17 protein-coding genes, 1 tRNA gene and 2 pseudogenes are annotated in these 21,668 nt (G+C 68.0%); 10 read left to right on the top strand and 10 right to left on the bottom strand.

The window, feature by feature from the left end:
- Positions 1 to 133: 133 nt before the first annotated feature.
- Entirely contained in the window at positions 134 to 1,675 is a 1,542-nt protein-coding gene (locus tag ACFVDP_RS08155) for an MFS transporter (protein ID WP_383485165.1), read from the bottom strand.
- A gap of 80 nt (positions 1,676 to 1,755) precedes the next feature.
- Here ACFVDP_RS08155 and ACFVDP_RS08160 point away from each other — a divergent pair, with 80 nt between their 5' ends.
- The 4 genes and pseudogenes from ACFVDP_RS08160 to ACFVDP_RS08175 all read left to right on the top strand — a co-directional run bounded on the left by ACFVDP_RS08160 (position 1,756) and on the right by ACFVDP_RS08175 (position 6,415).
- Positions 1,756 to 2,376 carry a TetR/AcrR family transcriptional regulator gene (locus ACFVDP_RS08160; protein WP_383485168.1) on the top strand — a complete coding sequence of 207 codons (621 nt, stop codon included), beginning with the start codon at positions 1,756 to 1,758 and terminating at the stop codon, positions 2,374 to 2,376.
- Positions 2,377 to 2,413: 37 nt separating this feature from the next.
- Positions 2,414 to 2,629, top strand: a pseudogene (locus tag ACFVDP_RS08165) (IS110 family transposase); the annotation flags it as partial.
- An 822-nt stretch (positions 2,630 to 3,451) separates the two neighbouring features.
- Positions 3,452 to 5,314, top strand: a complete 1,863-nt coding sequence (locus tag ACFVDP_RS08170; RefSeq protein ID WP_383486043.1) for an ABC transporter ATP-binding protein — start codon at positions 3,452 to 3,454, stop codon at positions 5,312 to 5,314.
- 225 nt (positions 5,315 to 5,539) lie between these two features.
- Positions 5,540 to 6,415, top strand: a complete 876-nt coding sequence (locus tag ACFVDP_RS08175; RefSeq protein WP_383486045.1) for an aminoglycoside phosphotransferase family protein — start codon at positions 5,540 to 5,542, stop codon at positions 6,413 to 6,415.
- A 124-nt stretch (positions 6,416 to 6,539) separates the two neighbouring features.
- Here ACFVDP_RS08175 and murJ read toward each other — a convergent pair whose 3' ends face one another.
- From murJ to ACFVDP_RS08190, 3 genes are all read right to left on the bottom strand, one after another.
- Positions 6,540 to 8,222: a murein biosynthesis integral membrane protein MurJ gene (gene murJ / locus ACFVDP_RS08180; protein ID WP_383485171.1), complete on the bottom strand. Its 1,683-nt coding sequence runs from the start codon at positions 8,220 to 8,222 to the stop codon at positions 6,540 to 6,542.
- Between the two features lie 478 nt (positions 8,223 to 8,700).
- Positions 8,701 to 8,898, bottom strand: a complete 198-nt coding sequence (locus ACFVDP_RS08185; RefSeq protein WP_383486047.1) for a YrhB domain-containing protein — start codon at positions 8,896 to 8,898, stop codon at positions 8,701 to 8,703.
- 36 nt (positions 8,899 to 8,934) lie between these two features.
- Entirely contained in the window at positions 8,935 to 9,693 is a 759-nt protein-coding gene (locus ACFVDP_RS08190) for an IclR family transcriptional regulator (protein WP_383485174.1), read from the bottom strand.
- Between the two features lie 77 nt (positions 9,694 to 9,770).
- Here ACFVDP_RS08190 and asnB point away from each other — a divergent pair, with 77 nt between their 5' ends.
- Together asnB and ACFVDP_RS08200 are read left to right on the top strand one after the other, a co-directional pair.
- Positions 9,771 to 11,306, top strand: coding sequence for an asparagine synthase (glutamine-hydrolyzing) (gene asnB, locus ACFVDP_RS08195; RefSeq protein WP_383485176.1), 1,536 nt, complete (start codon positions 9,771 to 9,773; stop codon positions 11,304 to 11,306).
- A 403-nt stretch (positions 11,307 to 11,709) separates the two neighbouring features.
- Positions 11,710 to 11,786: transfer RNA gene (locus ACFVDP_RS08200), tRNA-Met, on the top strand.
- 293 nt (positions 11,787 to 12,079) lie between these two features.
- Here ACFVDP_RS08200 and ACFVDP_RS08205 read toward each other — a convergent pair.
- Positions 12,080 to 12,685: a TetR family transcriptional regulator gene (locus tag ACFVDP_RS08205; protein WP_383485179.1), complete on the bottom strand. Its 606-nt coding sequence runs from the start codon at positions 12,683 to 12,685 to the stop codon at positions 12,080 to 12,082.
- 93 nt (positions 12,686 to 12,778) lie between these two features.
- Between ACFVDP_RS08205 and ACFVDP_RS08210 the strand changes: the two genes are divergently transcribed.
- Positions 12,779 to 13,819: an NAD(P)-dependent alcohol dehydrogenase gene (locus tag ACFVDP_RS08210; protein WP_383485182.1), complete on the top strand. Its 1,041-nt coding sequence runs from the start codon at positions 12,779 to 12,781 to the stop codon at positions 13,817 to 13,819.
- A gap of 66 nt (positions 13,820 to 13,885) precedes the next feature.
- Here ACFVDP_RS08210 and ACFVDP_RS08215 read toward each other — a convergent pair whose 3' ends face one another.
- Positions 13,886 to 14,242 carry a VOC family protein gene (locus tag ACFVDP_RS08215; RefSeq protein WP_383485184.1) on the bottom strand — a complete coding sequence of 119 codons (357 nt, stop codon included), beginning with the start codon at positions 14,240 to 14,242 and terminating at the stop codon, positions 13,886 to 13,888.
- 315 nt (positions 14,243 to 14,557) lie between these two features.
- The gene (locus ACFVDP_RS08220; RefSeq protein ID WP_383485186.1) at positions 14,558 to 14,968 is read right to left on the bottom strand and encodes a hypothetical protein; all 411 of its coding nucleotides are present in this window, start codon (positions 14,966 to 14,968) and stop codon (positions 14,558 to 14,560) included.
- Positions 14,969 to 16,134: 1,166 nt separating this feature from the next.
- Here ACFVDP_RS08220 and ACFVDP_RS08225 point away from each other — a divergent pair.
- Entirely contained in the window at positions 16,135 to 16,800 is a 666-nt protein-coding gene (locus tag ACFVDP_RS08225; protein ID WP_383485189.1) for an HAD-IA family hydrolase, read from the top strand.
- Between the two features lie 274 nt (positions 16,801 to 17,074).
- On the opposite strand, the gene ACFVDP_RS08230 is transcribed toward ACFVDP_RS08225, so the two are convergent.
- From ACFVDP_RS08230 to ACFVDP_RS08240, 3 genes are all read right to left on the bottom strand, one after another.
- Positions 17,075 to 17,998 (bottom strand): SDR family NAD(P)-dependent oxidoreductase, encoded by a 924-nt coding sequence (locus ACFVDP_RS08230; protein WP_383485192.1) that lies wholly within the window; start codon positions 17,996 to 17,998, stop codon positions 17,075 to 17,077.
- A gap of 55 nt (positions 17,999 to 18,053) precedes the next feature.
- Positions 18,054 to 18,647: a TetR/AcrR family transcriptional regulator gene (locus ACFVDP_RS08235; protein ID WP_383485195.1), complete on the bottom strand. Its 594-nt coding sequence runs from the start codon at positions 18,645 to 18,647 to the stop codon at positions 18,054 to 18,056.
- Positions 18,648 to 18,849: 202 nt separating this feature from the next.
- The gene (locus tag ACFVDP_RS08240) at positions 18,850 to 19,485 is read right to left on the bottom strand and encodes a TetR/AcrR family transcriptional regulator (protein ID WP_383485198.1); all 636 of its coding nucleotides are present in this window, start codon (positions 19,483 to 19,485) and stop codon (positions 18,850 to 18,852) included.
- Between the two features lie 103 nt (positions 19,486 to 19,588).
- On the opposite strand from ACFVDP_RS08240, the pseudogene ACFVDP_RS08245 reads away from it, so the two are divergent.
- Together ACFVDP_RS08245 and mca are read left to right on the top strand one after the other, a co-directional pair.
- Positions 19,589 to 20,456 (top strand): annotated as a pseudogene (locus ACFVDP_RS08245) (alpha/beta hydrolase fold domain-containing protein).
- The gene (gene mca, locus ACFVDP_RS08250; protein WP_383485201.1) at positions 20,453 to 21,391 is read left to right on the top strand and encodes a mycothiol conjugate amidase Mca; all 939 of its coding nucleotides are present in this window, start codon (positions 20,453 to 20,455) and stop codon (positions 21,389 to 21,391) included. The pseudogene ACFVDP_RS08245 and the gene mca overlap by 4 nt, the downstream one beginning before the upstream one ends.
- The last annotated feature ends 277 nt before the right edge of the window (positions 21,392 to 21,668 follow it).

Here is a 21,668-nt window from a genome sequence, read left to right on the forward strand (position 1 = left end):
CATCGGAACAAAACCCTCCCTGGACAGACACGAGCCGACTTTGGCCACCCCCTGGAGGAGGATTTCGCCCCTGTTTGGGTAGGTTTTTTTCCCCCCCCCGCGGTGGCATCCCCAAGGGCTTTGATGTGCCTGGTCAGGCAACCGTGGTGGGCAGCTGGGGGTCCTTGGGAGGGGAGCTCGTCGCTGAGACACGGCGGCGTGGCGGGGCCAGTGCGGCAGCGATGACTACCGCTCCAAGGGTGCACACGGCAGCCGTTGCGCCCAGGGCAACATGCAGGGCATGGGTGAACCCGTCGGCCAGCGTTCCGGAGTCACCGCCGGTCAGGTCTCCCGCGGCAACCCTCGCGGCAAGGCCCTGGGAGCCGACGCGAGTGCTGATCAAGCTGACCAGCACCGCGCCGTACACGGCGATCACGATGGCCTCGCTGCCGATGCGCATGGTGTTGAGGAATCCGGTGGCCATCCCGGCCTGATGGGAGTCGACGAGGCTCATCGCCGCGCCGTCGCCCACGCCGAAGGACAGTCCGGCGCCCAGCCCGGTCAGCAGCAGCGGCCCGGCGATCACGGCGACGGAGGAGGAAGAGGCGATCACCGTGAGCCATGCGTTCCCGCCGGCGAACATCACCAATGAAATCGTGATCACCACGCGGGCCGAAACACCCCGGTTGACCAGTCCTCCAGCCAGCGGCGGCGCCAGGAGCACCGGTGCGGTCATCAGCAGCAGCACCGTTCCGGCGCGCTGCGGGGAGAAGCCGCTCGCACCCACGAAGTACGTGGGCAGGTAGGTCAGCAGTGTCACGAAACCGAAGGTCGATACGACGGGCACCATGCACAGGGCCAGGAAGCGGCGGTTCTTCACCAGCGTCAGGTCGAGCAGCGGGGTGGCGGAGCGGGCCTGGAGGACGACGAAGACCACAAGGAGCCCCACGCCGGCGACGAGCAGCGCCAGTGCACCTGGGCTCCCCCAGCCCCACTCCGGCCCCTGGACTGAGCCCAGGACCAGCGTGCCGAGGCCGGCGACGAAGATGACAGCACCGGACACGTCCAGGCGGGGCCTGTGCTCGGCTCGGGATTCGGCGACGTAGCCGGCACCGGCCAGGGCGACAGCCAATATGGCGGCGTGCAGGCCGAAGGTGGCACGCCATCCCACCCCGCCGACCAGCCAGCCCGACAGGGTGGGTCCGACGGCGAGGCCGAGGCCGGCGGCGCTGCCGAGCGCCGCGAATGCGCGGGTGCGCGCGGCGCCGTCGAAGGTGGTGGCCAAAATCGCGCCGCCGCTGGCGAAGACGCCGGCCGCACCGATACCCGACAGAGCGCGGGCGATGTCCAGCAGGACGATGTTGGGTGCGGCCGAGGCGGCGAGTGAGCCGACGGCGAACACTCCGCCGCCGACCACGAAGGCCCGTCGGCGCCCCACCAGGTCGGCTGCGGAGCCGGAGACCAGCGTGAACGAGGCGAACGTCAAGTTGTAGGCGTTCATGACCCATTGCAGCGGTGCGCCTGCGGTGTGCAGGTCCTCACTGATGCCGGGTAGCGCGACGGCTGCTCCGGAGATGGACATCGGCACGGTGAGGAAGGCCAGTAGCACCACCACGAGCGTGATCGCCGGACGGGGGCGACCCGGAGGCACGGTAGTCACGAATTCAGGCTCCTTCACGGGGAGTTCAGCAGCCATGATTGGCCACTGAGGCGACAGTGCCACTCAGTGGCATTAGCTGTCAAAGGGCAACAGCCTCCGAGTGATATCCTGAGGACGTGAGTGATGACCTGCGCGACCTGCCACTGCGCGAACGCAAGAAGCTGCGCACTCACAGGGCCCTGGCCGAGACCGCGCTCCTCCTGTTCACCGAACACGGATACGACGCCACCACGCTGGATGACCTGTGTGATGCCGTAGAGGTGTCCAAGCGGACCTTCTTCCGCAACTACCGCTCCAAGGAAGACGTCGCCCTGGCCGCCGACAGCGACTTGTGGTCGGCCTATCTCGACTACGTGGCCACCCTGAAGATGGACGGCCCGCTCCTTGAGGCTCTCCGCCTCGCCCTGGAAACCACCTTGACCGCCATGGACCCGGACTGGGACCGCCGCTTCCTGGCCACCCGCGAACTGTCGGAGACCGTCCCCGCGCTGCAGGCGCACAGCCTGGGCTACTGCCAGGACACGACGCGAGCCCTGGTCAAGACAGTGAACGGTTCCGCCGGCGCCGACACCGACGAGTTGCGTCTCCCACTGACCGTGGAGATCTTCGTGGCCGCCTGGCGCACAGCTTCCCTTCACTGGACGGCGCAGGGCGGCCGCGGAGGCCGCGACGGCTTGATGAAACTGGTCGAGGAGACCTTCGCCAAGATCCCCGCCGCGCTGACTTCTTCGGCCTGACACTCTGCCGGCGTTCACGAAGTTTTGCCGCGCCGGGCCGAAGGCACCATGCATGGCCGAGCGCTTGGTCGAGGACTTCTTTACCGCGCTGGACGAACAGACTGTGGTGGGCCCCGACACCGAGGCGGCCGCGCTCCAGGGCGTGCTCGACGAGCGCAAACTCCTGGCCGGGCGGATCGAGGAACTGCTGGAGGCCCACCCTCTTTCCCGGGTCCTGATCTCGATGCCGGGTGTCGGCATCAGGACCGGAGCATCCCCCCAACCGACACGACCAGCAAGCTAACCCGTCACCTTGACTAACTGCATAGGGGCACCCCCGGCTGTAGGTCTGGATCCACCGGAGGCATCCCAGCAGCCGTTCCCGTGGCGTGCTCGACATCTCCTCACCAGCGGATGGGGACCGCACGGTCCGCAGGGACATCCACCAGCCCGTGCCCCACCAGCCCCCCCCCCAGAAGTCAACCAAACCGACATGGTCGGCCCGCGGTTCGCGTCCGTCGACGGCATCACCGACCTGATCAGTCAACACGACCAGCACCGCGAGCGAACACAATCCGTCAGCTAACCCCATGCGTCACACGCGTATCAGCTGCGGCGTTTCGGCCATCCCTCGTCAAGGCGAGACCCGCCCAACGCAAGGGCACCTGCACTCGGCACGCGAGCATCCCGCAAGCTGCCGGGGACGCGGCTTCGTCCTAAACACGCGTGTTCGATCCTGCCTGCCCGGTCGTTGACCCAGGCACCATCACAGAGCCGCAACCCACCCCCATGCACGCCGAGTTGGCGCACTGCGCTCCGCTGCCGTGCCACGTCTTCAAAGCAGAAAGAACACCATGAACCCCACCACCGCCCCCTTGCACCAGCCCGTCGAGAACGGACATCAGCCTCTCGCCCAAGTGAGCCCCACCGGCCAGCTGCTCACCTCATCACACCCGGACACGGGGTGGGCAGCATGAGCGAATCCACCGATGCGTCAGCCGACGACATTCCGGGGCCACGCTCCACCGCAGCGACCTCCGCCGCGCCGTCCGCCTCCTCTCCGGCAGGCGTCATTTCGTCCACGCCTGAGCCGCAGATGCGGTTCGTCGACCTGACGGGCAGCCGGGAGGCAGCCGGCCGCTCGATCCGGACGCGCGACATGGCCCGCCGCCTGCCACAACTGGTGCGCCGCTCGCTGGCCCTGGCCTGGCAGGTCGACCGGCGGGCAACCCTCGGCCTCCTGCTGTGCCAAGCCATCAGCGGGGTGATGCAGGCCTTGGGCCTGGTCGCCATCGCCGGCACCCTGACCGCCCTGCTACGCGACGGAGACGTCTACCACCGGCTCCTCCAGGCATGGCCCTCCGTCGCCATGCTGGCCGCAGCCGCCGGCGTACGCGCACTCCTCGGCATCACCGTCAACTGGCTCTCTTCCCGGCTGGGTCCGCTGATGTCCCGCGAAGCCGAGCAGATGCTCCTCACCGGCTGCGCCGAGGTCGAGCTCTGCGCCTACGACGACCCAGACTTCAACCGCGACCGAGAAGCCGCCGACCGCGGCGCCCAGGTCACCGGCGACCTGATCAATGAGGGCCAGGACCTCATCGCCTCAAGCGCCGCTTTCCTCGCCGGTGCGATCGTCTTGGCCGGCGTGCACTGGGTCCTCCTCCCCCTCCTCATCGCCGCCAGCCTCCCGCAGGCCCTCGCCCAGGTCAGCGCCGCGCGCGTCCGCTACCTCGCCAACCTCCGCAGCAACGGCGACAACCGCATGCTGTCCGTGCTGCGCTGGCACATCTACACCAAGGACGCCGCCGACCAGATCCGCGCCGGCACCATGGCCGACTTCCTCTCCGGCCGATACCGCAGCACGGTCGCCCGGATCAACCGCGAGGACCGGGCCGCAGCCGACCAGGGCGCCCGGATGTCCCTGGTCGGTGCGGTCTGCGGAGGGCTGGGCTCAGCGCTGGTGTGGGCGGCGGTCGTGTGGCTGCTCGCCACCGGGCGGATCACCGTCGGACATGCCGGCACGGCCGTCTTCGCCCTGCAGACCGTCGGCGTGTCCGTCCGCGGCCTGGTGGCCGTCGGCGCACGAGCGGTCCGGACCGGGCTCTACATGGACGACTGGACCGGCTTCCTCGACAAGGCCGGGGGCTTCCGCATGCGTCGGGGCCAGCACCTCCCCGAGCCGCCGGAGACGATCGAAGTCAAGTCGGTCACTCACCGGTATGGGGGGAAAGATCGCGACGCGCTGTCCGATGTGTCCCTCACCTTGCGCCGGGGCGAGGTGACCGCTCTGGTGGGCTTCAACGGCTCGGGCAAGTCGACACTGTCGAAGCTGGTCAGCGGCCTCTACCTGCCCTCGGGCGGACACGTTCTCTGGGACGGCGTTTCCACCAACGACACCGACCCACAGGCTCTGTGGCAGCAGGTTGCCCTCGTGCCGCAGGACTACGCGCACTGGCCGCTGACCGTGCGCGAGAACGTGACCCAGGGACAGCCCACCGCGCGCGGCGACGCGGCGGTCCGTGAAGCGTGCGAGGCGGCCGACGCCGACGAGGTCGTCGACAAGCTCGGCGCCGGCCTGGACACCCTCCTGGCTCGCGAGTGGCTCAACGGAGAGGAACTCAGCGGCGGTCAGTGGCAGCGCATCGCCCTGGCCAGGGCCTTCTTCCGCCAGGCAGGCCTGCTGGTTCTTGACGAGCCGACGGCCAATCTCGATCCCCGCGCCGAGTACCGCATCTTTCAGCGGCTGCGGGCCCTCGCCCGGGACCGGGCGGTGCTGCTGGTGACCCACCGCATCACCAACGTCGCCATCGCCGACCGCATCGTGGTTCTCGACGAAGGCCGCATCGTTCAGGAGGGCACCTACGCCCAACTCTCCCAACAGCCCGGGCTTTTTCGGCAGTTGTTGTCCTACCAGGTCACCTCCGCATCGAATGGTGACAAGCATGAGTCCCCCGCATGAGCACCCCGACGCCGCTTCAACGCCCCCGCCGTACGGGCCACCCCACCCCACCTGACGCGACGCAACCCGCCCCTCTTCCGCTGTCCCGAGGTGATGACGTGCCGCTCAGCCGTACCCACATCCGCACAACCGTCGGACGGTCCGGCCGACCAGGTCACGCACCCTGGCTTCAGTCGATATCCGCGTGCATAGCGGCAGTTCGGGGTGCAAGCTGCCGTGATGAATATGGAAATGGTCCGCGCTCAGTTGGTAGGTCGGTTCGGCCCCGAGGCAGAAGCTTGGCTCGCTGAGGTTCCGAACGTCGCTGCGCGGCTGGCCTCGCGGTGGGGTTTTGTACTCGGTGAGCTGTTCGAGAGTGGAGCCTCCTCTGTCGTCATGCGCTGTCAATGGCGTGACGGAACGCCCGCGGTTCTCAAACTCAGCCCCGATCGCGCCCTGTTGACCAAGCAGGTGGAGATGCTGCGCGTGTTCGCGCCGTCGGGTCGGGTGCCGACCGTATTGGCTGCCGACGCGGAGGCCGGGGCGATGGTGCTGGAGGAGGTCCTGCCCGGCACCGAGGCCGAGGACATGCCGCAGACGTCATTGCCTCAGCAGTGGGGAGAACTGCTCGCCGCACTGCACTCCGTGGCCCCACCCGCGCACTGGCCACTGGATCTGCGTGGCCGGTTCGACGAGAGCTTCGCCCGGATCGGCCGACGGCTGTCCGAGCCGGCCATCGCCGCACGGATCGGCCAGGCCACGTGGCAGCGGGCGATACAGCGCTGTGAGACGTTGCTGGACAGTCAGACCGGGCTCGTGTTGCTGCACGGCGATCTGCACCTCGGCAACGTCCTGGACGGCGGCCCGTCGCGCGGACTGATCGCGATCGACCCCAAGGCATGTGTGGGCGACCCGTGCTTCGACGCCGTCGACTACGTGGTCGCCGGCGCCGGACAAGAGGGCGTCGAGGCTCGTTGCCAGCGGGTGGCGACCGCGTGCGGGCTCGACGGGGACCGGTTGTATGCCTGGAGCCGAGTGACCGCGCCGATGGCGGCCATCGCGCACCTCACCAATGACGGCCCAGGGCCCGTGATCGACGAACTGCTCTCCCTGTCCAGCTGATCCCACACGAGTATCGGTTCCTGCTGGTCGGTGTGACCCCGGCTCTCATCAGCCACGTGGCGTGCGCCCAGCCGAGTCGCTCCCGGAAACCTGCTTTCGACGTACTCGCGTCGTCTGCCTTGACTCAGCGCATCCCGGGCAGGCGACGCAACTCATCGACCTTCAGCAGCCGGGCGAGAAGGAGGTATCCCACGGCTGTCGTCAGCGCCCCGATAGCCAGTGCGACAGCCGTAGGCCACGTTCCACTTCCCAGGCCCGTACACGCACGGGCAGTAGCCCAACCCAGCCCAGCAGCAGGGCCCGCAGCGCAGAACAGTTTCACGTAGGTGCGGCGCAGGCCGCCGTCGTCGATGCGACTCCCAAGCCTCCTGCGCAGCACGTGCGCGGTGAGTGCGAGACCGGCCGCGTAGGAGAGCGTGTAGGCCCCTGCCATGCCGACGACCGCCCACCGGGCGGGCAGCATCACATGGCAGGCGGTGGCCAGGGCGATGTTCACGCCCGCGATCCAGACCGCCATGAAGAACGGAGTGCGGGTGTCCTCGAACGCGTAGAAGCCGCGCAGCAGCAGGTACTGAGCGGAGAACGGAATGAGCCCGAGCCCGAACGCCTGCAGCATGTACCCCAGCGGTCGGACCGAGTCGGCGTCCGCCGCCCCATGGGCGAACAACAGCGAGGAGATCTGCGGCCCCAGAGCGAGGAAGAAGAACGCGGCGGGCACGATGACGACGCCACTGATCCGCAGCACCCGGGACAGATCCGCGCGCAGATCCGGGATGCGCCCCTCAGCGACGGCCCGACTCATCCGTGGCAGCAAGGCCGTCACCAGGGACACCGTCACGATCGACTGCGGCAGCATCCAGATGGTCTGCGCGTAGGTGTAGGCCGAGTATCCCGCGCCGGCCTTCGGCAGTTCCTGGTCGGCGGCGTTGGCGTAGTTCGTGACCACTGTCAGGGCGACCTGGTTGGCCAGGACGAACAGCAGCGTCCACTTCGCCGCGTGGACGCTCTTGCCCAGGCCGGTGCCCCGCCAGTCGAACCGTGGGCGGAAACGGAACCCGGCTGCCCGCGCGAACGGGATCAGCGCCAGGGCCTGCACGGCGATGCCCGCCGTCGTCCCGATCCCCAGCAACTGCACCTGGCCGGTTGTGATGTCCTCAACTCGGTCGGGAACCGTCATCAGCCCCAGATAGGCGGCGAACATGCCGACCAGCACCACGTTGTTCAGCACTGGGGTCCACATCATCGCCCCGAACTTCTCGCGAGCGTTCAGCACCTGCCCGTAGATGCTGAAGAGCCCGTAGAAGAAGATCTGCGGCAACAGGAACCGCGCGAACGTCACCGTCAGTTCGAACGACTCGTGGCTGTCCGGGGTGTCCCGCATGTACAGGCCTACGATCTGGGGCGCCGCCCACACCGCCAGCGCCGTCCCCACACCCAGCACACAGACGACGAGCGTGACGAGACGCTGCTCGTAAGCACGTCCACCATCAGGCTGCGTGGCCCTGGCGCGGACCAGCTGCGGCACCAGCACGGCGTTGAGCGCGCCACCGATCAGCAGCGTGTACAGGCTCGTCGGCACGGTGTTCGCCGTGTTGTAGGTACTGGCCAGCAAGCCCGTTCCGAGCGCAGCGGCCTGCAGCACTTGGCGGATCAGTCCCGTTGCCCGTGACACCACCGTGCCAACAGCCATCACCAAGGACGAACGAGCCAGCCCACCCTTGTCCTTCTTCCTCCGGACGGCATGCCGCCCCTGACTCGTCTGCTCCTGCGGCATGGTCTGCGCCGCGGAGTCCGCCCCCTCCACCATTCCGTCAACCTATGCCCCAAGCTCTGAGGACCCCAATTCCCCCCAGCACATACAGCAGTTCAGCGAACCACCGCCGGGCCCGCAGCCACAGGAACACGACAGCAACGAAACAAGTGCTCTGCGCCAGTACTACGACGGTGGCGCCGACGTTTTCCTCGCCACGTCCGACGAATGGGACCAGGTGCGCGATCGCCATGCCGACCGGCCTTCCCGTCACGCCTCGGGTCTCTGCCCGGCTCGGATCTCCGCTCCCCTCCGCTCAGAATCGTCTCCACTGGGAGTACCGGCTTGAGAGGCTCCACGAGCTCCTTGGTGGCGACGGGCACAAGGCGCGCGGGCGCATCACCGTCCAGCATTGCGCTCACAAATTCAAAGGCCTCCGTAGGAGAGAACCTCGGCAGCCTCTGGCACAGTGCTCGTACAGCGTGCACACGTCCGCGCACAGCGGCGACTTCGCACAGCGCATCGTGTGGATGGTCTACTGCGGTGCGCACTGGCAGCCCACGTATCTGGGCTCGATAGTCGGCCTCCCACGCCCCGGTTGCCGCTGAGACGACGCCGACCCGGTGCAGTCCACCGTCGCACGGTCGACCAAGTAAGGCCCGTTACCGGCCAGCATGAGCTCCGGGTTCCGGGTGCGCACGAACTCCTCGGAGGTCCAGGAGACGATCCACACCAACTCGTGCTCCTCGACATCGCCGGCGGGCTCGCGTCACCCGGATCCCAGAACCTTGGACAGACAGGCCGCCGCCTCCGTCACTGCCTCGGTGACGGAGGCAATGGCCTCAGGAGGCAGACGGAAGAGGGGGCCGGAGACATTGATCGCGGCCACCGTCGCTCCTCGGAAATCCAGGACCGGTGCGGCAACCGCAGCAAGGCCCGGTTCGTACTCCTCCACGGCCACCACATGCCCGGTGACGCGTTCCTTCTTGAGCCGATCGAGCACCTCCTGAACGCTGTGTGGGGCGTGCCCGGCTCCCGGCAGCGGGTCCGGGTGCACGGCGAGGAGGGACACAACCTCTTCGTCCGGCAGACCGAGCAGCAGCGCACGCCCGCTGGACGTGCAATTGAGCGGAGCCGCCCGCCCGATCCACTCCTGTGCCTGCAGTGCACGGCCCGGCCGCTCGGTCAGGACGGTCACCGCGGCGCTGCCTGCGAGCATGGTGAGGTAGGCGGCTTCCCCCGTCTCCCGCACCAGAGAACGCAGGACCGACGGTGCTTCCCGATTCAGTGCGTGATCGCCCGCCGCCTGAGCGAGCGCGAAGATCTCCCAGCCGAGCCGGTACTCCATCGATTCCGCGTCACGCTCGACAAAGCCTTCCTCGGCCAGCACCTTCAGAGTGCGCGAGACCTGGCTCTTCTCCTTGTCGACTATTTCGGCCACGTCCTGCACACGCAGCGGGTGCCCCTCACCCAGTGCGCGCAGCACCTCCAGAGCCCTGCGGACACTGCTCAGACTGTCATTGCTCATGCCCGCATACTGAGGACCTCGTGCGCATAGCGCAACTCCAGTTGTTGCATAGGCTCCGCCTCTCTAGCCTCGAAGTCATGTGCGGAATAGCAAGCCTCTACAGCGACCCGACACGCCCCGAGCCCCTCGATACCGTCGCCGAGGGTGTGCCGATGCTCTCGCGCATCGCGCACCGAGGCCCCGACGATCGCGACCACCGGACCATCGGACACCACGCCTGGCTCGGACACACGCGGCTGTCCATCGTCGACCTCGACGGAGGTCGACAGCCCCTGAGCTCTCCCGACGACGGCTGGTCCCTGGTCTGCAACGGTGAGATCTACAACCACACCCACCTACGCCATCACCTTGGCGAGGGTCACTTCTCCACCGACTCCGACAGCGAGGCGGCGCTGGTGCTTCTGCGCAAGCACGGGCCGCAGGCCCTCAAGGAGCTGCAGGGCATGTGGGCGCTGTGCGCCGCCGCGCCCGACGGGCGGTTCGTCGCCGCCCGTGACCGGCTGGGTATCAAGCCGCTGTACTGGGCCCGCGATGACACCCTCGTGTACTTCGCCTCCGAGCTGCGTGCCTTCCCCGAGGCAATGCAGCCCGCAGCCGAGATCTTCCCGCCCGGCTGCTATTGGACGCCACAGGACGGCCTGGTGCGCTTCGCCGACACCGTCCCCGGGCACAACGAGCGCCCCTGGGGCACCGCAGCAGGCGAGGACGCGCAGAAGACGACCCGCGAAGTGCTGGTCAGTTCGGTCCACCGCCATCTGATGGCCGACGTGGATGTCGGCGTCTTCCTCTCTGGCGGCCTCGACTCCAGCATTGTCGCCGCGGTCGCCGCCGCCGAGTACGCCAAGGCCGGCAAGCGCCTCAAAACCTTCGCGGTGGGCACCGCCGGCTCCCCCGATCTCCTGGCGGCCCGCGACGCGGCAGCCTTTCTCGGCACCGAGCATCACGAGACCGTCTTCGACGCGGACCAAGCCATCGCGGTCCTGGAGGAAGTGGTGGCCTCCGTGGAATCCTTCGACGCCAGCCTGATCCGCAGCGCGGTGCCGAACTGGTTCCTCGCGGAACTGGCCTCCCAGCATGTCAAGGCGGTACTCACCGGCGAGGGCGCCGACGAATTGTTCGCGGGCTACGGCTACTACCACCGCGACCACACCGACCCTGACGACCTCAACCGCGAACTGCAGCGCACTCTGGAGCAGTTGCACGGTCTGAACCTTCAGCGGTGCGACCGTGTCACGATGGCGCACGGCCTGGAGGCCCGCGTGCCGTTCCTCGACGCGGAGGTCATCGCCCACGCGATGACACTGCCTCCACAGGTCAAGGCACTGGAGCCGGACGGCATGGAGAAGGGCCACCTGCGACGCGCCTTCACCGGCTGGCTGCCCGAACGGCTGCTGTGGCGGCGTAAGGTGCAGTTCGGCACCGGCAGCGGAGCGCAGGATCTGCTCACCCCTCACTTCGAAACGCGCATCAGCGACACCGAACTCGCTGCCGCACAAAAGGCCTCCCGCGAAGACCTGCGCAGCAAGGAAGAACTGGCTTACTACCGGGCGTTCCGGCAGGCCCTGCCAGCGGTGCGGACCGAAGCAGTGCTCACCCGCTTCGCCACGGCCTGACTACCTGAGCCGCCATCCGGCTCCATCTCCAACTCGGGCAGGACGCTGACTCCTCAGCCGTCGCCGGCCTGTGCGCCGAGCGCGCCCCGAAGGCGAGACCTGGGCACTCGCCTGAAACGAGTACCTACCGATACTCGACCGATCACCAGGTCGTCGTCTGCGGCAACGCTCTCTCCCGCTGACGACACTGTGGCGGTGGCAACCGCACGGCGGAGCCGACGGACGCAGACACAGCTGACGCCGGGCCTCAAACCCCTGCGAGCCGGGTCCCTCAGGGCCGACCGACCCGCGCCAGGCTGCCGCCAGGCCATCGCACAGAACGGCTCGGCTCCGGCGGCTGCCGCCGAACGGCACTGGCGTGCGCAACGGGCGTTGCGGAGTGCGGTAAAGTAAGGATTACCGACGCGGGGTGGAGCAGCTCGGTAGCTCGCTGGGCTCATAACCCAGAGGTCGCAGGTTCAAATCCTGTCCCCGCTACCAACCCGGCCCCCTCAACGCACCATGTTGAGGGGGCCGGAATCATGTCCGACCCGAGGCCGGGCTCGAGCCAGGGATTGTCTCCCGCTCTGCTGCCGCGTCTGTGGGTTCGGCCCTTTGCGGCCGATTTTTGGTGGCGCGTGGCAGCGTCGGCAACGTCTATCTGGGCGCCGGTACCGCCCCTGCGCGCCCCGCAGGGGCAGGCAGCCGCAGTTCCAGCGTGAGACCTGGGCTCCGGTCCTGGCCGGAGCCCAGGCGACGCGCCTGATCGTCACCAGGGATGCTGGTGGCAGTCATTAGGGAGATACGTCGCCTGCGCCGCCCGCGATGGCGCTTCGTACGCAGTCGCGCAGCAAAGCCCGGCGCTGGTCATGTACGCCATCAGGTTCTTGGCTGCTGGCCGCATATACGTTGCTGACCGGTGACCAGGCCATGGACATCGCGATGACCATGGCCATGATGTCGAACGGGTCACCTGCGCGGACCCGCCCGGCGGCCTGAGCCTCGGCGATGGCCGTGAGCTTGCGGTCGTCGTAGTGCTGGTGGGTCTCGACGAGGTGCCCGGCAGGCCGGCGCTCCAGTCGCGTCCACGTCGCCAGCCGGATCAGGTCGGGGCGGCGCAGATATTCGTCGTAGAGACGAACGGCCCACTCCGCGAGATCGTCGGCGTCGATGGGCACAACGTTGGTGATGCGCTCCAGCGAGCCGAGGAAGATCGCGTCGAAGAGTCGTTCCTTGTCGCCGAAGTAGGCGTAGAGCTGTGCCTTGTTGGTGCGTGCCGCCTTAACGATGCGTTCGATACGCGCCCCGGCGATGCCGTGCTGGGCGAACTCTTCGGTGGCGGCGTCCAGGATGCGCTGGTAGGTCGCGGCGCCTCGCGAGGTCTGGGGCTGTTCCGGCATGCCCGCAGTCTACCAAACAGAACAGTTGGTTTGCCTTGACGCGCGACCGCGTCTACGCTTCGGCAGACCGAACAGTCTGTTTAAGGAGTAAGCATGCGAACGACCACCGGATGGCAGGTAGCCGGCCCGACGTCGCTGCGGCGCACGCCGCTGGAGCGCCGCGACCTTCGCCCGGACGACATCGCGGTGCAGGTCGACTACTGCGGCGTGTGCCACACCGACCTGCACGCCCTGCACGCGTACGACCAGGACACGAAAGCGCTCCTGGTGCCCGGGCACGAATTCACCGGCGTGGTGACCGCGATCGGACGGGAGGTAACCACCTTCTCGGTCGGCGACCGCGTCGCGGTGGGCAACATCGTCGACTCCTGCGGCGTGTGCGCCATGTGCGAAGCCGGACAGGAGAATTTCTGCCACTCCTTCCCGACTCTGACCTACGGCGGCACCGACCGGCAGGACGGATCGACCACCCTGGGCGGCTACTCCCGCGAGTACGTCGTGCGCGACGCCTTCGCCTACCCGCTCCCCTCCGGCCTCGACCCGGCCGCGGCCGCCCCCCTGATGTGTGCCGGCGTCACCGTCTGGGAACCCCTGCGCTCCCTCGGTGTGGGCCCCGGCAGCCGCGTAGCCGTGGCCGGCCTCGGCGGCCTGGGCCACCTCGCGGTCAAGATGGCCGTGGCACTCGGCGCCACCACGACGGTCATCAGCCGCACCCAGGACAAGCGCGAGGACGCCCGTAAGCTCGGCGCACACGACCTCATCGCCTCCACCGACACCCAGCAGATGGCCACGGCACGCGACACCTTCGACGTCGTCATCGACACCATCTCCAGCCCTCACGATCTCGCCCCGTATCTGAAACTGGTGGCGATGGACGGGGCCCTCAGCCTCCTCGGTTACCTGGGCCCCATCACCGTCGAGGCCATGGACCTGCTCCCCGGCCGCAAGAAGCTCAGTTCCGCGGGCAGCGGGGGCCGACCGGCGACAGCCGAGATGCTCCAGTTCTGCGCTGACAACAGCATCGCCGCCGACATCGAAGTACTCCCGTCGTCACAGGTGGACACAGCACTGGACCGCCTCCGGCGAAACGACGTCCGCTACCGCTTCGTACTCGACATGTCCGACCTGGACTGAGGAGACAGTTTTCCACCCTCAGTTTGAGCAGATCGGATGCAGTGGAGGCCCGTGCGCAGCGCAGGTTCAAGGAGGCTCACTGGGTGGGTGCCTCGGCGAGCGAGAGGCTGTTCCCGTCGGGGGGTCCAGCACGACGACGTGGCGTACACCGTTGCTGTAGGTCTCGACCGCTTCGTGGTCGATCCCATGTACGGCGAGTCGGGCCAGGATCTCGTCGAGGTCGTTCACGCCGAGCGTGATCATGGCTCCGCCTACTCGCTCAGCGCGCACGTCCCGATCGTCGACGACGACCCACGCGTTCTCACCGACCCGCCACAGGAACTCCTTGCCGATGATGTCGTCCGCTGGGCGCCCGAAAAATACCTCAAACCACTCCACTGCCTTGCCGCGGTCACTCACGCACATGACGCTGTACAGGTCCACTCGGATCTCTCCTTGTAGTCGTTTCTGAAGGTGGACCACCACCGTGACCGGAACTCATCGGAGAAGGTGCCCAGGCTGCCCACAAGGAAGCGGAGCTGGACAGGTTCAGCGGGGCGGACGGGCGAGCACACCAAGCCTCTGATGGAGACGGATGCCTTGGTCGAGAACCCATCTACCAGGTACTTCACGTCGCTGGAGGCCCAACTTCCCCGCTGCCGCGACGGGTTGGAAGAAGTTCACTGTCACGACTCGTCCTCACTCAAAAAGCGGATCCGAGCTTGGCCCGCTGCGTTCCTCACACCGATTGCGGCCAACTTACGTCCCGGCACTGGGCGGTGCCGGGGGCTGCACCGCGCCCGGCGCGTCGTCAGGGTGCTGCGACGGATGGAAGCGCCCACTGGGCGAGGAAGGCGTGACGTGCTGCTCTTCCACCGTGCCCTGGGTTCCCCGCCAGAGCACGGCCAGGAGGCCGACGGCACACACAACGCCGATGACCAGCACGACCGGCGGGCGTTGCCGCGAACTGATCAAGCGCAGGCAGAGCCAGCAGGCGCAGACCCCCGCGAAGAAGATGATCAACGGGGATAGTCCGCCACGCTTGTATGTGACCAACAGCGCGTCGGGATCGGCGACCAGTAACAGGAGTGCCGCGTAGACCATGCCCAGTGCCACAAGGGCCGCGCACGCCCATTCCGACAGACGTAGCGCGAGGCGACCGCTGCGCATGTCGTCCCTTCCCGCCGCAGCCGACCGCCCGGGGCTGTCAGCCGACTCCAATGCGTGCCTGCCCGTGCAGGCTACGGCGTCTGCAATACAGGTGGGGCCAGATCAACTTGGTGGTCGACGGAGCCATCACTCGTTGGTGCAGTGAGGCCCAAAGAGGTGCTGCCAGCGAGGCGTACTCAAAAGCTCCCCGTATGCGGTCTCAGCGCGTGCGTTGCGACTGGCATGCGTTCGACCGGCTCGCCGAAATCGGCCTGTGCCGGGGCAAAAACGGACTGCACTGCCTCGAGGGCGCCCCGCCTTGGTCAACGGTGTCCCGCTGGGCGAGCACCCAGCCTTCTGGATGGTGCCACTGCGCACCTTCTACAGAACCGAATCACGGACGTCGCGCACACCGTGGCCACCTACAGCATTAAAGACGGCCCCATCAGGACTCCCCCCCCCCGCTGCTCATGCTCGTACGACTGGCATGCATCACGGCAACTCGAGCCATCGTGGAGGTCGGGGCGTTTTCATGCGTCTACTTGCCGTTCTTGCCTTCCAGTCACTCCGTGTAGTTTTGCGCGGCACTGCTCCCCTGCTTACGGGCGAGATCTTCAAGATCGCCTTGTCGCTCTCGGGGTTACCACTGAGATACGCCTCGGTCAGGACGTACGGCAGTCCGTCGACCCGGAACCGAATGCTGCCGTCGGGGTAGGCGCTGACGCGGATCTTCCGGCCGTCAGGAAGCTCGATCGGGTCGGCTACGAAATGCGCCTTGAGAGGCTCAGCCATACAGACCTCCAGGTCCTACAGCCTCAGTTCGGAGTGCCAAGAGTAGACGGGAACGCGACCACCTCAGGCGCAGTTCGGCAATAGTCCCGGCATACACCAGGGAGTCCGGGAAGGGCTGCCGCTCCCCGATACTCCGGAAGCAACCCGTAACCTAAGCAAGACGGCGCTGGCCACCTGGCACCTGGAAGAGCTGACGGACACGCTTCGTCCGGATCGCCGTGGCCGACAAGACCTGGGACATACCGGAGATGACCAACACGACAGGGTTGTCACAAGCTTCGGAGATCACTTGACCTCGCCACAGAGGGAGAGACGACAGTGTCTCTGCCGATCGCACCAGCGGGCGATCTGAGCTCGCTGGTCAGGCCAGGCCAGGCCGAAGAGGGGGAGTTCGTGTGACCGCGACCTGCGTCATTCTCGACATCGGCGGCGTGCTGGAGTTCACGCCGGAAACAGGATGGGTGCCGCGGTGGGAGGAGCGGTTGGAGCTGCCACTGGGCACTGTCCATGAGCGGATGCGTGACGTGTGGCGAGCCGGGAGTGTCGGGCGTATCAGCGAACGCGAGGTACACGAGCAGGTGGCGGCCCGTTTGGGTCTTGGTACAGCCCAGGTTGAAGCCTTCATGGCTGACCTCTGGGCGGAATACCTGGGCACGCCCAACGTAGAGTTGATCGACTATGTGCGAGGACTGCGCGGAAGCTGCAGGCTGGGCATCCTGAGCAACAGCTTCGTCGGCGCCCGGGAGCGAGAGACGTCGCTGTATCAATTCGACGAGCTGGTGGAGCAGATCGTCTACTCGCACGAGATCGGCATCGAGAAGCCCGACCTGCGTGCCTTCGAGGCAGCATTCGCCAGCTTGGACGTGCGGCCGGAGAACTGCCTGTTCATCGACGACGTCGCAGTCAACGTCCAAGCAGCCCAGGCGGCAGGCATGCAGGCGCATCTGTTTGAGGACAACGCCCGGACCGTCGAACGCATCGCAGCTCATCTGGATGCCGGTCCCTTGGCCACAAGGCGGGTCCCACACTTGCAAGAACCGCAGCGCAGTCAAGACTCATGAACATCACCCGCCCGTGGATCGGTGCGCCTCCCAAACCCGTGAACAACCGCTGACGCTACCCGTGAACAAAGCCGCACACCTCTGCCACGGCAGGATCGTCTATGGCGGGCACCGGGCACGTCCTGGATCGGAGGCGGGACGTCGGCAAGTACGTCGAGCAGCGCGGGGCGGCGATCCAGGTACGGGCGGCCGCACAGATCCTGCACGTCGGGGGCGAGGCAGTCCCAGACGGAAGCCTGCGGGTTCACGAAATCCTGGGGCTTGAACGAACTGTCTAGCCGGCGAAGGGGTCTACGTCGGTCAGGGTGGACGTCGCTGTCCAGAGCGCGGCGCCGGTGGTTCGGTCGGTCATGTGGTCGTGCGGCTTCTCGAGGTGGGGCTTGCCGCGCAGGCCGAAAGTCCTGGGTCCCCAGAGCTGGCCGCCTTGGACGTCCGGGTCGAGAACGGCCCGGACGGCGGGCCATGCACCTGCGTCCTTTCCCTGCACGAGCGCTTTGGCGGGCAGCGTGAGCAAGTGCTGCCCACTGGAGCGCTGGTGAATTCCGGCACGGGGTGGGGTGAGGGCGTCGAGGGCGCCACCGGGGTGGGCGATCACGCTCATGGACGTGCTGCCCGAGGCGCGTAGCCGACGGTCGAGTTCGAAGGCGAAGGTCATCTGGGCGAGTTTGGAGCGTCCGTAGGTGCGCTTGGGGTCGTAGTCGCGTACGGATTGCAGGTCGTCCAGGTCGAGGCGTTCGGAACGGGCGGCGAAGCTGCCCATGGTGACGATCCGGGCGGCCGGGGCTCCGTTGAGCCAGGGTGCCAGGTGGTTCACCAGGGCGAAGTGGCCGAGGTGGTTGGTGGCGAGCATCAGTTCGTGGCCGCGCCGGTTCTCTTGGCGGGGCGGGTCGTCGAGTGCGATGCCCGCGTTGAGGACGACGGCGTCGAGGGAGTCGGTGGCCAGATGGTCGACCGATGCCTTGAGGGAGTCGAGGTCGCTCAGGTCCAGGGGGATGTGCTGCACCTGTGCGCCAGGTATGCGGGCGGTGATGGCGTCCACGGCAGCGGAGGCTTTCGCATGGCTGCGGCTGCCGATGACGACCGTCGCTCCCGCGGCGGCGAGCTGCTCGGCGACGAAGTAGCCGATGCCGGCGTTGCCGCCGGTCACCAGCACGGTGGTGCCGTCGGCGCGCGGGGGCTGGTGGATGTTCCATGTCACGGGAGAGGCTCCTTGCGTGGGCTCGAGGGTGGGACCCGTGGGCGGCGGTCTGGGCTCAGAGCTCGGGCCAGGCCAGGCGGAGGCGGCGGAATGCCTCGTCCAGGGCTGCCCTGCGGTCGGGGCGGCCCGCGGCGTGTCCGGGAGTCTCCAGGACGTAGCTCGCGAGGAGGTGCAAGGAGTCGTCGGGCTCGCTCTGTCCGGCTGCTTCGGCGAGCAGACGGGCGAGCGGATCCTGGCAGGCCACCCAGACCTGGCGTGCGTAGGCCCACAGCGCCGGGGTGTCCATGACGAGCTTCGACGCGCGCCGGTAGCGCTCGGGCAGGTCGCGGTCGTCGGCGAAGGGGGCCCGGCCGGCGAAGAAGGTGTGCAGGGCGTCCAGGGCCGAGGTGCCGTCGGACCGGTTGCGGACCGCCTCGATCAAGGACGTTTCCCGCTCTCCGCTGTCGTCGAGGATCAGCGCTTCTTTGCCTGCAGGGTAGTGCGCGAACAGCGTCGTGGTCGCCGTGTCCGCGGCCTCGGCGATCTGAGCGATCGTCACCTTCTCGTAACCGCGCTCCAAGAAGAGCTCCAGGGCGGCGTCGGCCAGGGCTTTGCGGGTTGCTGCCTTCTTGCGTTCGCGCCTGCCGGGCGCGCTTCCAGGGGTCACCATGCCCAGAGAATAACGCCACACCGTTCGAAACACTACTGATTGCAGTTTTGGTCATGGTTGTTTTTTGTAGAGAGTTGGGAGTCCCGCCAAGCCCTCAGCTACGGCGAATGGGCAGGAGTGCGCGAGTCGGGCCCGTGTTCTCCAGATGCCGGCGCGGACGGCGGGGTCACGGAACGACCCGCCATGGAGGACGCGGACCGGATCATGCGGCCTCGCGCACGGCGTAATCGGCGAGGGATGGTTCCAGCAGCGCGAAGATCTGCTCGGCCGCCTCGGGTAGGGCGTCTGCAAGCTGACGGTTCGTGCGGCCCGCGATGGTGAGGTCCAGGGCGTGGTGGAACAGAGTCCGGTGGGCCGCGGCGAGCAGGGCCGCGGCGGCCCGGGGAGTGAGGGAGTCGGCGCGTACTCCGGTTTCGGTAGCGAGGGTCTCGGCGAGGGCGTCCTCGCGCTGCTGGTGGAGTTCGCGCAGTCGGGCGGCGAGAGTGGGGCTGCCTGTGATCATCCGGGCGAACTCCGGTCCGGAGAAGCCGGCGAGGGCGTCCTGTCGGCCGACGGCCGCCAGATACTCGCGGCGCAGCCCAGCGAGCGCGGACTCGCCCTCCCTGCGCGAGTCCAGTGCGGCGGCCAGACTGCCGCGGAAGGCCTCATGGAAGTCGAGGGCCAGATCCTCCTTGCGCGGGAAGTAGTTGGTGACGGTCATCTTTGACACCTGCGCCGCGGCGGCGATCTCGGCGATGGTCACCGCCTCGAAACCGCGCTCCAGGAACAGCCGCGTCGCGGTGTCGGAGATGGCCTGGCGGGTCTGGTGCTTCTTCAGTTCGCGCAGTCCGGTTGCCATGCCACCCACCTTAACTTAGGTCCAGCCAATAAATATGGTTGACCTCAGAATGGGTCCGACCTAAGTTTATTCCTGCCCAAGTGCAACAGCAGAAGGGAAGCGTGTGATCCTGCGCATCACCCCGGACCAGTCCGCCTCCGTCCGCGAGCGGCTCGCCTGCCTTGCCGACGGCATCCCCGAAACACCCGCTGACGCGGACCTCCCGCCCGCGTTCTCCGCCCCCGGCACCGCGTTAGGCAGCTGGGCCGACGCCTCCGGCCGGACGCCCGTCGAGGCCTGTGCGATCCTCTACGTCCACGGCGGCGGGTTCTCCGGCCGGCACCCGGAAGCGGAGCGGGCCCTGGCCCGCCACCTCTCCCGCGCCACCAACCGCCCCGTCCTCGGCGTCGACTACCGGCTCGCCCCGCGGCACCCCTACCCGGCGGCCCTGCACGACGTCGTCGCCGCCCACCGGGCACTGGTCGACCAAGGGGTGCCCGCCGGGCGCATCGTCCACTTCGGTGAGTCGGCCGGCGCCACCCTGGTCCTCTCCGCCCTCCTCGCCCTCAAGGCGGCCGGGGAACCGCTGCCCGGCACGGCCGTGCTGGTCTCTCCACTCGCCGATCTGACCCTGTCCTCCCCCTCCCTGACGGACAACCGGGGGCGGGACACCGTCACCAGGGAGAGCCTGGAGCAGGTCTGCACCCAATATCTGGCCGGGGCACGGCCCGATGCCGCGCCCCAATCCCCCCCTGCACGGCGATCTGTCCAAGCTGCCGGCCCTGCTGATCGCTGCGGGCGGCGCCGAGGCCCTCGCCGATGACGCCCGCCGCCTCGCCGCTGCCGCCCGGGCGGCAGGGACGGTTGCCGAACTCGACCTCTACGAGGACCTGCCGCACGTCTTCCACCTGGGTCTGCTGGCCGGCCCGACCGCCGCCACCGACACCTTCCTCCACCGCCTGGCGGAGTGGACCGAAAGGAACGCCGCATGAACCTGCGCGTCACCCGAGAACAACCGCTTCGCCTGATGAGCGTCCACGCCCACCCCGACGACGAGTCCAGCAAGGGTGCGGCGACGCTCGCCAAATACGCCGCCGAGGGCGCCGAGGTCCTGGTGGTCACCTGCACCGGCGGCGAGCGCGGCACCGTGCTCAACCCCGCCATGGACCGCCCTGAAGTCCGGGCCGAGCTGGCCCGGATCCGCCGCGAGGAGATGGCCGCCGCCCGCGAAATCCTCGGCGTACGCCAGCAGTTCCTGGGTTTCACCGACTCCGGCCTGCCCCTCGACGGGGAACCGCTGCCCGAAGACTGCTTCGCCGCGGTTCCGCTGGAGGAGTCGACGGCGGCGCTGGTCGCGCTGATCCGCGAGTTCCGCCCCCATGTGGTGCTCACCTACGACCAGACCGGGGGCTACCCGCATCCCGACCACATCCGCACCCACCAGGTGGCCGCCACGGCCTACCAGGCGGCCGGGAACGGTGACCGCTTCCCGGAGGCGGGCCCGGCCTGGCAGCCGTCCAAGCTCTACTACCACGGGGCGCTGTCCAGAGCCTGGTTCAGGGCCCTGCACGACGGCATGACCAGGCGTGGAATCCCCTCCGGCATGGAGGAGGTGATCGCCGAGTTCGGCGACGAAGCCACCGACCCGCCCGCGGAGTTCACCACCCGAGTGCCGTGTGCGGAGTATTTCCCCACCCGCGACCGGGCGCTGCTGGCCCACGCCACCCAGATCGACCCGAACGCCGGCTTCATGCTCCACGACCGCGCGGTAGAGCGGGAGGTGTGGCCCACCGAGGACTACCACCTGGCCGACTCCCGGGTCCCGGTCTGCCTCCCGGAGGACGATCTGTTCACCGGGGTGCGGCTCGAGCGTCCCAAGGTACTGGCCTCCGGGGACGGGGTGGCGGGCTCCACGGTGGCGTACTGACGCAAGCGGCACGGGTACACCCCCGGGGTCGTCGAGCGCTCCCCCGCGCTGCGGAGCGGCGGCCAGGCAGTCGGCTGCCGCGGCCCGGCCCTTACTGTTCTCGAGCACATGAGCACCCTCGACCGCATTCGCCAGCGGAACACCGGCATCGGCGACTGCACCGTCGTGGATGCCGCCGACGAGCCGCCCAGACAGGGGTCCTCAAAGCGCGCGCCGTGCACCTGGGCCGGCAGGCCCCGATACGGCTGGAGAAGCTGGGCCATGCGGGCGCCCTCTA

It is taken from the genome of Streptomyces sp. NPDC057694 (genome assembly GCF_042799415.1).
Lineage (GTDB): Bacteria > Actinomycetota > Actinomycetes > Streptomycetales > Streptomycetaceae > Streptomyces.